A 9841-nucleotide genomic window follows, 5' to 3' on the forward strand; every position below is an offset into this window, starting at 1 on the left:
CCGGGGGAGGGCCGGCGGGGGACTGCCCCGCGCGTTTCTTGGTCCTGCTGACGATCGACATGGCCACCTCAGCGCAGTTTCGGGTCGAGGGCGTCACGCAGCGCGTCGCCCATCAGGATGAACCCGAGGACGGTGGTGACGAGGAACAGGCAGGGGACGAGCAGCAGATGCGGGTAGCCGCTGAGGACGTGTGACTGGCCCTGGACGATCATCACGCCCCAGGAGACGGTCGGAGCCCGCAGGCCCACGCCCAGGAAGGTCAACGTCGCCTCCAGGGAGACGAACAGCCCCAGCGCGATGGTGAGCACGACCACCCCGGGCGCCATCGCGTTCGGCAGGATGTGCCGGAAGATGATCCGCCGGTCCGAGGCGCCGAGCGAGCGTGCCGCGGCCACGTAGTCCATGTTCTTGGTGGACAGCACGCTGCCCCGGATCACCCTGGTCAGGGAGATCCACGCCAACGCGATGAGCACGAACACGATGGCCCATACCGATCTGGACTGCATGAGGGCCAGCAGAACCACCGCGCCCAGCAGGAACGGCAGGCCTGCCACGACGTCGACGACCCGGGAGATGACCGTGTCGACGAGACCGCCGTAGAAGCCCGACAGCACACCGAGCAGGGTGCCGATGACGGCGATGCCGACGGTGGCGAAGACCGCCACCTGGATGGACGGGCCCGCCCCGTAGATGGCCTGCGCGTAGTAGTCGCAGCCGAGGTTGGAGAAGCCGAACGGGGCGTCCCAGCTGGGCTTCTGACGGGCGCGGGAGAGGTCGCAGTCGCGAGGGTCGCCGCTGGTCCACAGCGACGGGAACAGCACCATCGAGACGACGGCCAGCACGATCAGCGACGCGATGATGAACACGGGGTCCCGGCGCAGGTCCCGCCACGCGTCGGACCACAGGCTGCGCGCCCGCTCGGACGTTCCGGCCGGGACCGCGGCGAAGGCCGGGTCGGTGCTCTTGGCGGCGGCACCGCCTCCGGTGGGTGACTCACTCATAGCGGATCCTCGGGTCGAGCACGGCGTAGAGCAGGTCCACGAGCAGGTTGACAACGAGATAGATCAGGACGAAGAAGGTGACCAGGGAGACGATCACCGGGGACTCGCCCAGCCGGATGGCGTTGATCAACTGGAAGCCCACGCCGGGGATGTTGAAGATGGCCTCGGTGACGACGGCGCCGCTCAGCAGCACGCCGACCGCCAGACCCAGGTCGGTGACCACCGGGATGAGCGAGTTGCGCAGCGCGTGGACGCCGATGACACGGCGCCGCGGCATGCCCTTGGCGGTCGCGGTGCGCACGTAGTCGGCGTGCAGGTTCTCGATCAGGCTGGTGCGGGTCAGCCGCGCCGTGGTCGCCAGGCCGAGCGCGCCGAGCACGATGCCGGGCACCATCAGGCTCAGCCAGGGGGAGTTCGGCGAGTAGCTCACGCTGAAGAAGACGGCGACCCAGTCCGGGGCCACGTCGCTCCCGCGCAGCGCGTTGGTGACGGGGACGTTCACCGTGGTCTGCACGACCTTGCCGAGCACGAAGACGGGGAAGGCGATGATCAGCACCGTGGAGATCTTCACGGTGTAGTCGATGACGCCCTTGTTACGCAGTCCGGCGAAGATCCCGGCCGTGATGCCGATGAGGATCTGCACGGTCAGCGCGATGACGGCCAGCCGCATGGACAGCGGAAGGCTGTCGGCGATGATCTCGGTGACGGGGCGGCCCCGGAAGTTGCTGCCCATGTCGCCCTGGGCGAGGTTGGTGACGCGGTTGACGAACTGCCCCAGGCAGGGGTTGCCGACCTGCTCCAGGCAGGGATCGTCCAGGTTGTAGAGCTTGGAGACGGCCGCGAGCATGGCCTCGGACGGTCGCCGGTCGCCGAACATCGCACGGGCCGGATTTCCGTTCAGCTGTACAGCCAGAGAAGCAAGATAGTGAAGAAGGAAAAGCGCGCCGGCCAGCGTGGGTATGAATTGCAGCAGCCGACGGATGATATACCGGCCCATCGGGACTCCTCGGGTTACACCGTTTCAGGGAGGGTTCCTGACAGACGGCAGCCGACGACTCGTTTGCCGCCGGCTGCCGTCGTGCTGTCGGTTACTTCACCTGAAGGTCAGTCCAGGACGGGTTCGTCTCGTAGATGTTGTAAATGACGTTGTCCAGCGTGTCGTTGTACGCCGCGGAGCTACGACCGTAGAACAGCGGGATCGCCGGCACCTCCTCCATGAGGATCTGCTCGGCCTCGGCATAGATCTCCTGCGCCTCCTCGAGCGACGGGGCGGCGTCGCCCTCGTTCACGAGCCGGTCGAAGTCCTCGCTGGTCCAGCCGGTGTCGGCGGAGCTGCCACCCGTGGTGTAGAGCGGCTTGAGGTAGTACTCCTGCGACGGGTAGCTCATGATCCAGCCGGAGCGGTACGGGCCCTCCATCTCCTCGTCCTCACGCGCGTTGAGGTGCTCGGCCCACTCCAGCTCGTTGCGGAGCTCGAACTCGATGCCCAGGGTGTTCTCGATCTCGATACCGACGGCCTCGATCCACTCGTCGTGACCGGCGCCCGGCGGGTAGTGCAGCTGCAGCTTCTTGCCCGACGGCCAGTCGGCCTCGTCGAAGAGCTCCTTGGCACGCTCGGGGTTGTGCTGGCAGTACTCGCAGGCGGCTTCCTGGTAGCCGGGGATGACCGGCGCGATGAAGCTGTCCGCGGGCTCGAAGGCGCCCAGCAGTACGTTGTCGATGATCTTCTGCCGGTCGACCGCCATGGAGAGCGCCTGGCGGATCTTCGGGTCGCTGAACGCCTCGTCGTAGACGGGGTAGGCCATCACCGTGATCTGCGAGGTCGGCACCTCGATGAAGCGGTCGGTGAACTGGTCACGCGCCTGGTCGCGAAGCTCCGGCGGCGTGGTCCGCAGGACGTCCAGGTTGCCGGCCTGCAGGTCGTTGTAGGCGGTCTGGTTGTCCGAGTAGATCGAGAACGTGAGGTTGTCGATGTTGGCCGTGTTCTCGCCGGGGTAGTCCTCCCAGCGCTCCAGGGCGATCTCGACGTCGTGCTCCCACGGCGAGGCCATCTTGAACGGACCGTTGCCGATCGGGTTCAGGTTGCACGCGTCGATGTCGTCCAGGCACTCCTGGGCCATCGGGAGGAACACGTTGTGGCCGAGGGCCACCTCGAAGGTGGTGAAGGGGCTGTTCAGCGTGACGCTGAAGCTGAGGTCGCCCGTCTTCTCCAGGCCGGACAGCTCGGTGATGTCCGAGCCCTCCTCCTGCACCTCGTCGAAGCCCTCGATGACCGCGTAGAAGAAGCTGCCGCGCTGGGCGTTGTCGCCGTACGCGCCGAAGTTCCACGCCCGCAGGAAGGAGTCCGCGTCCACCGGCTCACCGTTGTGGAACTCCAGCCCCTCCCGGATCGTGATCTCCCAGGTCTGGTTGTCCTCCGTCTCGATGGACTCGGCGACCCGGTGCACCACCTCTCCGGTGTCGATGTCGAAGTCGACGAGCTTGGAGTAGACCGCGGACACGACGGTGCTGCCCTCCGCCTCGATCGTGTCCGTCGTGATCAGCGTCTGCGGGCTGGTCAGGTTGGCGCGGACCTCGCCGCCGGTGTAGTCCCCGCCCTCGCTGCTGGCGTTGTCGGTGTCGCCACCTCCGCTGCCCCCGCCGTCGTCGCTGCTGCCGCAGGCGGCGGCCGTCAGGATGACGGCTCCCGCCAGCGCGGCCGCGCGGGTGAGCGTCCTCGGTCTTCTCATCAACAGCTCCTTGGTGACGCGCCGGAATTCATGTCGGCACTGCAAGAGCTAACTCTGCGCGTGGAAGGGCCGATTATCCGAACCTCAGGTGGGCAGAGTTATCTGTTTGAGATGGCTCTGAGGCCTCTTGATGACCTGTTAGCGAGGCGTTCCGTCCGGAATACGGAAACTAGTCGACTCGTGTCACGCCAGTCACAACTGAAACAGTGGAAACAGTGGCAGCAAAAGCAATTCAGAACAACAGGGGACTGATTGTGCAACGCGAGTCCCACACGTTTTCCGGCGCGACCGGTCGCCCCCGGACGCCGGTCCCTCTGCCCCGTGCGGCCCGGGCCGTGGCGGCGGTGGCGGCCGTACCGGGCGGAGCGTCGTGCGAGCGCGGCCGTCGGCCCGAACCGGCGGCCGGGGCGCGACTTCCCCGCCCCGTGCGACTAACCTCCGGACCATGAACGATGTCGCCGTCGGGCCGCTCGACCTCTCCGCGCGCGTGGACGAGGCCCTCGCGGTCCAGGCCCGGGCCTTCGGCCTGTCCGAGGAGGAGTCGCGCGTGCGACGGCACATCGTCCTGCGTCACCTCGCGACGCCTGGCGCGGGTGCCCTGGGGGCGACCACTCCGGAGGGGCGGCTCGTCGGCTTCGTCTACGGGGTGCCCTGCGACCGCACCCAGTGGTGGTCCAGCGTCGTCGAGCCCTATCTGATGCGGGGCGGCGAGGACTCCTGGCTGGACGACTCCTTCACGATCACCGAACTCCACGTCCTGCCCGAGTACCAGGGCAGGGGAGTCGGGCGGGCGCTGATCACTACCCTGACCGACCGGGTCCCGCAGTCGCGGTCGCTGCTGTCCGCGATCGACACCGACAGCCCGGCCCGCGCCCTCTACAGGTCACTCGGCTACCGCGACCTGGCCAGGCGGGTGCGGTTCCCGTCCGCCACCCGCCTGTACGCGGTGATGGGCGCGTCCCTGCCCCTGCTCCGCCCCACGGGCGCCGGCGGCGCCGTCGATACCCCCGACGGCCACCGGCCCTGACCCGACGTCACAGACGGGCTAACCGGGGCGGCACGCGGCCCGGCGGTGTTCACCCCCGCCGGAGCCAGGTCGAGAACTCCAGCAGCGCCTCACCGTCGGCGCGGCGCTCCTCGCGGTAACCGCGCACGCCCGACTCCACCGCCCGGAAAGCGGCCCAGCCCCGCAGCCGTTCGGGGTCGACATCGGTGGCCTCCGCCAGCCGTGCCACCCGTCGCCGGGTGACGGCAGCGGCGCCCGGCGAGGCGACCAGGTCGTGCAGCCGGTCGCGGACCAGCCGCGCCAGGTCGTAGGCGCGTTCCCCCACCACGGGGTGGGGACCGGCCGCCAGCCACTGCGCGCGGTCGTCCCGCGAGGCGAGCACGGCGCCCTGCCGGAAGTCGCCGTGCAGCAGGAACCGTTCCCCGGGGTCCTCCGCGAGCAGGCGCTCACGCACCGCGAGCGCCTCCGCCACCACGGCGTCCAGGCCGGGCACATCCGGCAGCCGCCCGGCACGCAACCCCTCCGCCTGGTCCCGGGTCCGGGAGGCCACCGTCGGGAAGGCGTGGTGCTCGCCGGGATCGCGCCACAGGCGGTGCAGCACCGAGGTCGCCTCCAGCGCGGCCTTCGCCTCCGGCAGGGACCGCAGGGAGACCTCGCCGTGGGCCCGTTCCAGCAGCAGGGCGGCCGCCCCGTGGTCGGCCCGCAGTACTCGCACCGCGCCCCAGCCGTCCCACAGGCGCAGCGCCTCGTCCTCCCGCGCGGCGCCGCCGCCCGGACGGCGGAGCTTCAGCGCGGCAGGGGTGCTGTCCGCGCGGTGCGCCAGGACCACCATGCCGCTGCGTCCACCGGGTTCGACGACCCGCTCGGCCGTCAGCTCCCAGCGTTCGAGCAGCGCGGCGCAGCGTTCGGGCAACCGGGCCACCCAGCCGTCCCCGGAACGTTTCTGCGTCTCCACCAGCCGGGGCGGGGGCAACAGGGGCAGGGATCCGGTCACGGCTCAGCCGCCCCCGTCCGGCGCCGCGAACTCCGCCAGTCCCGGGAGCGCCACCGCCGACCCCCGCCAGCGCGCCGCACGCAGCGCCGCCCGCCGCAGCTCACGGGCGGCGGTCAGCCGCACCTCGCCGTCCCCGGCACGCACCAGGTCGGCGTACGCCCCCGCCAGCCGGTCCTCCAGCACGGCGGCCAGCGCCGTAGCCGAGATCGCGTCACCGACCGGGAACGGCAGCGCGTACCCGGCGGACGCCGCGACCGGTGAACCGCCCAGCTCGCGCACGCTCCGCCGCAGACCGTCGCGCTGGTCGCGGTGTGCCTCCAGCAGCCGCCGTACCTCGTCGCGGGCGTCGTCGCCCGCCCAGGCGCCCACGACGCCGTACCCGTAGACCGTCGCGTGCTCGGCGGCCAGCGCCGCCTGCACCGCGAGCAGCGCCACGTCGGCACCGGGATCTCCGGCGGGCCACAGCCCCGTCATGTCTCTTCCTCCCCCTGCGCCATGGCGCCGTCCAGAACGAATCCGTCGTCCTCGGGTACCGCCCCGTCCAGCAGGTACCGCTGCGTCGCGCCGGCCGCCGCGAGCGAGGCAAGCAGCCGCGCCAGCTCGGGAGGTGCCTCCGCGACGGCCTCCAGCCGGCGCCCGGCGAGCTCGCTCTCGGCCCGCGCCAGCCCCGCCAGCGCCGCGTCCGGTTCGCTCTCCACCTCGGGCGGCACCCGCTCCTCGCTGTCCCGCCCACCCCCTTCGGCAGGCGCTTCCTCCGCCGCGCCGCCGGGGTCCGGCGAAGCGTCGGACGACCGCGTCAGCGCCGTCAGCTGTGCCTCCACGTTGCGGCGCAGCGGCGCGAGCCGTTCGGCCAGTTCCGGGTGGGTGTCGGCGACGGAGTCGTACCGCGCCAGCAGCCGCAGGCTGTCGGCTTCGGTCTCCTCCCGCAGCAGCCGCGCGCCGGCGGAACGCTCCGCACGCTCGGCGGCCTGCCGGGGGCTCGGGCCCGAACAGCCCGTCAGGAAGGCGGCGAGGAGAACCCCTCCGCCGGCCAGCAGGGTGCGTCTGGGCAGCTCACAGGGCACGATGCGCGCCACTCCCCGTCAGTGTCGATCCGTCTGGGCGCGTCCGGAACGGCGGTTCCGCACGGTGCTCCGGCCGCCGCCGCCAGCGGACCCGGTGAGCCTACCGGGGCCCACGGGGCCCGCCCGTCGGCCCCCGCCGTGTGGCGTGCGGGAGCGCCCGCTCCTACCCGGTCGGCGTACGGCGGGCGAGGCGACGGGTACCGTGCCCGAGGCATTAGGCTGGTGCCCTGTGGGTAAGCGCGCCGGGCAGGTGTGCCCGTGCGACCACCGGAAGCCGGACGCCCACCGCTCCACCACCGATCAGCCGTTCCACGCACCCTTCGGACCGGCGCCCCACCCCCACGATCGCCACAACAGCAGACGCGGCCGAGGAGTCACCCGGATGAGCACCACCCAGATCGACAGGCTGCGGGAAACGCTGGAGCCCCTGGCCGCGCAGTACGGCATGGGCCTGGAGGACGTCACCGTCACCCAGGCCGGCAAGCGCCGCGTGCTCCAGGTGGTCGTGGACACGGTGGACGGCGACGAGGGCGTCTCGCTGGACCAGTGCGCCGAGCTGAGCCGCGCCGTCTCCGAGAAGCTGGACGCCGACGACCGGATGGGCGGGGACTCCTACGTACTGGAGGTCAGCTCGCCCGGCGCCGACCGGCCCCTGACGGAGCGGCGCCACTACCGGCGTGCCCGTGGGCGCCTCGTCCGTCTGCAGCTGCGCGAGGGCGGCGAGCTCACCGCGCGGGTGCTGGAGGTCGACGAGGACGGACTGGACCTCGAGGTGCCGGGGGAGAAGGGCCGCAAGCCCAAGCCGCGCCGCGTGGAGTTCGCCGACATCACCGGCGCGCGCGGCGAGGTGGAGTTCAGCCGCAAGGCCGGACAGGACGACGACGCGGACCGCCCCGGTGCCGCCGGACACAACGACGACGAGGAGGCGTAACCATGGACATCGACATGAGCGCCCTGCGGGGACTGGTCAGGGAGAAGGAGATCTCCTTCGACGTTCTGGTCGAGGCGATCGAGTCGGCTCTCCTCATCGCGTACCACCGCACCGAGGGAAGCCGGCGCACGGCCCGGGTCGAACTGGACCGCAAGACGGGCCACGTCACGGTCTGGGCGAAGGAGGACCCCGCCGACCTGCCCGAGCCCGCCGAGGGCGAGGCGGCGCCCGAGCCGCGCGAGTTCGACGACACCCCCGACGGCTTCGGCCGGATCGCCGCCACCACCGCCAAGCAGGTCATCCTGCAGCGGCTGCGGGACGCCGAAGAGGACGTCACCTTCGGCGAGTACGCCGGGCGGGAGGGCGACATCGTGACCGGCGTCGTCCAGCAGGGCAAGGATCCCCGGAACGTGCTGGTCGACATCGGCCGGCTGGAGGCGATCCTGCCCCCGCAGGAGCAGGTCCCCGGCGAGACCTACAGCCACGGCACCCGGCTGCGGAGCTATGTCGTGCGCGTCGTCAAGGGAATGCGCGGCCCGTCCGTGACGCTGTCCCGGACCCACCCGAGCCTGGTCAAGAAGCTCTTCGAGCTGGAGGTCCCCGAGATCGCGGACGGCTCCGTGGAGATCGCGGCGATCGCCCGGGAGGCGGGTCACCGCACCAAGATCGCCGTACGGTCCACCCGGCCCGGACTCAACGCCAAGGGGGCCTGCATCGGCCCCATGGGCGGGCGGGTCCGCAATGTCATGGCGGAGCTGAACGGCGAGAAGATCGACATCGTCGACTGGTCCGACGACCCGGCGCAGCTCGTCGCGCACGCCCTTTCCCCGGCGCGGGTGAGCCGGGTCGAGGTGGTCGACGAGGCGGCGCGGTCCGCGCGGGTGACGGTGCCGGACTACCAGCTCTCGCTCGCCATCGGCAAGGAGGGGCAGAACGCCCGTCTCGCGGCCCGTCTCACCGGCTGGCGGATCGACATCCGTCCCGACACCGAGCCGGGTGGCGACGACCGGAACGGTTCCCCGAGGGACTGACCCCCGGACGACCGCCCCGCTCGCCCGTCGGCCGGCAGACGGATCCGGCCCGCCTGCCATCGGTGGCGGGCGTGAGGATTCCGTGCCGGTTCGGCGGGCCCGGTTACCCCCGGCGAGCCGGTGAACGGCCCCATGGAGTCGCCCCGGGGCGGCGGACCGCGGCGTGGTGCGGCCGCCCCATGCGGGGCCCGTCCCCGCGCGGGCCCGGCCCGCGGGCCGACCGCCCGCACGCCGCGGCGGGGCGCGAATGCCGACGTGACGCGCGACCGTGGTGCCCCGCTGCGCGACCCGGGCGCGGCGTGGGGCGCGCGAGGAGGTAGAATCGATGATGTCTGGCCGGACGCAGCCCCGAGCCTGCCCGGAACGAACCTGTGTGGGCTGTCGGCGGCGCTCGGCCCAGCGCGATCTGATGCGTGTGGTGCTGATCGGGGGCGCCTGTGTTCCCGATCTTCGCGGTACGCTGCCTGGCCGGGGTGCCTATGTGCATCCCGTGCCCGCCTGTCTCGAGTCGGCGCTCCGCCGTCGGGCGTTCCTCAGGGCCTTCAAGGCCGCGGGACCGCTGGACACAGCGGCGCTGGAAAGCCGGGTGGGCCCGTCGGAGCCGTGAGGCGCGACGGGGCACGATCGGATCGGTCGAAAGTCCGTAACGCCGGGTGGGATCCTCCCGCCCGGTTCAGGTACCTCGCGAGTCGGAAGTAGGTCGAGATTGCGATGAGCACTCGATGAGTACGCGATGAGTACGCCCATGAAGTAGCGAAGGTCCGGCGGACGACCCACCCCGGACCGAAAAAGGAGCGAAGTGGCTAAGGTCCGGGTATACGAGCTCGCCAAGGAGCTTGGAGTAGAGAGCAAGGTCGTCATGGCCAAGCTCCAAGAGCTTGGTGAATTCGTCCGTTCAGCGTCCTCGACGATCGAGGCGCCCGTTGTACGCAAACTGACAGATGCCTTCGACGCGGGCAGTGGCAACGGCCGCAAGTCCGCGAAGCCGGCGGCGCCGCGCAAGGCCGCCGCACCCAAGCCGGGTGCCCCCAAGCCGGGCGTCGGAGGCGTGGGGGTGGGCGCGCCCGGCTTGGGGGCACCCGGCT

11 protein-coding genes are annotated in these 9841 nt (G+C 71.2%); 5 read left to right on the forward strand and 6 right to left on the reverse strand.

Annotation, left to right across the window (positions count from 1 at the left end):
* Positions 1 to 68: 68 nt before the first annotated feature.
* The 3 genes from E0D90_RS19345 to E0D90_RS19355 all read right to left on the reverse strand — a co-directional run bounded on the left by E0D90_RS19345 (position 69) and on the right by E0D90_RS19355 (position 3730).
* Positions 69 to 1001: an ABC transporter permease gene (locus E0D90_RS19345; protein ID WP_103503975.1), complete on the reverse strand. Its 933-nt coding sequence runs from the start codon at positions 999 to 1001 to the stop codon at positions 69 to 71.
* Entirely contained in the window at positions 994 to 1848 is an 855-nt protein-coding gene (locus tag E0D90_RS19350) for an ABC transporter permease (protein ID WP_227870330.1), read from the reverse strand. The genes E0D90_RS19345 and E0D90_RS19350 overlap by 8 nt, the downstream gene beginning before the upstream one ends.
* Before the next feature lie 241 nt (positions 1849 to 2089).
* A complete protein-coding gene (locus E0D90_RS19355; RefSeq protein ID WP_130799422.1) occupies positions 2090 to 3730 on the reverse strand; it encodes a peptide ABC transporter substrate-binding protein in 1641 nt (546 codons plus the stop codon).
* A gap of 445 nt (positions 3731 to 4175) precedes the next feature.
* On the opposite strand from E0D90_RS19355, the gene E0D90_RS19360 reads away from it, so the two are divergent.
* Complete coding sequence (locus E0D90_RS19360) at positions 4176 to 4757, forward strand: GNAT family N-acetyltransferase (protein WP_103503978.1); 582 nt, start codon at positions 4176 to 4178, stop codon at positions 4755 to 4757.
* 49 nt (positions 4758 to 4806) lie between these two features.
* On the opposite strand, the gene E0D90_RS19365 is transcribed toward E0D90_RS19360, so the two are convergent.
* The 3 genes from E0D90_RS19365 to E0D90_RS19375 are packed head-to-tail and all read right to left on the reverse strand — an operon-like array spanning position 4807 to position 6806.
* The gene (locus tag E0D90_RS19365; protein WP_227870331.1) at positions 4807 to 5730 is read right to left on the reverse strand and encodes an aminoglycoside phosphotransferase family protein; all 924 of its coding nucleotides are present in this window, start codon (positions 5728 to 5730) and stop codon (positions 4807 to 4809) included.
* Positions 5731 to 5733: 3 nt separating this feature from the next.
* A complete protein-coding gene (locus tag E0D90_RS19370) occupies positions 5734 to 6204 on the reverse strand; it encodes a ferritin-like domain-containing protein (protein ID WP_103503979.1) in 471 nt (156 codons plus the stop codon).
* On the reverse strand, positions 6201 to 6806 hold the full coding sequence (locus E0D90_RS19375; RefSeq protein ID WP_227870332.1) for a hypothetical protein: 606 nt from the start codon (positions 6804 to 6806) through the stop codon (positions 6201 to 6203). Before E0D90_RS19375 ends, E0D90_RS19370 begins: the two co-directional genes overlap by 4 nt.
* Positions 6807 to 7176: 370 nt before the next feature.
* Here E0D90_RS19375 and rimP point away from each other — a divergent pair, with 370 nt between their 5' ends.
* The 4 genes from rimP to E0D90_RS19395 all read left to right on the forward strand — a co-directional run.
* Positions 7177 to 7725 (forward strand): ribosome maturation factor RimP, encoded by a 549-nt coding sequence (gene rimP, locus E0D90_RS19380; protein ID WP_103503980.1) that lies wholly within the window; start codon positions 7177 to 7179, stop codon positions 7723 to 7725.
* A gap of 2 nt (positions 7726 to 7727) precedes the next feature.
* Positions 7728 to 8756: a transcription termination factor NusA gene (gene nusA / locus E0D90_RS19385; RefSeq protein ID WP_103503981.1), complete on the forward strand. Its 1029-nt coding sequence runs from the start codon at positions 7728 to 7730 to the stop codon at positions 8754 to 8756.
* 328 nt (positions 8757 to 9084) lie between these two features.
* Positions 9085 to 9363, forward strand: a complete 279-nt coding sequence (locus E0D90_RS19390) for a YlxR family protein (RefSeq protein ID WP_130799425.1) — start codon at positions 9085 to 9087, stop codon at positions 9361 to 9363.
* Between the two features lie 192 nt (positions 9364 to 9555).
* Positions 9556 to 9841, forward strand: a 286-nt coding sequence (locus tag E0D90_RS19395) for a translation initiation factor IF-2 N-terminal domain-containing protein (protein ID WP_130799423.1), incomplete at its 3' end; no start/stop codon positions are given.

The organism is Streptomyces otsuchiensis (assembly GCF_004305975.1).
GTDB lineage: Bacteria > Actinomycetota > Actinomycetes > Streptomycetales > Streptomycetaceae > Streptomyces > Streptomyces otsuchiensis.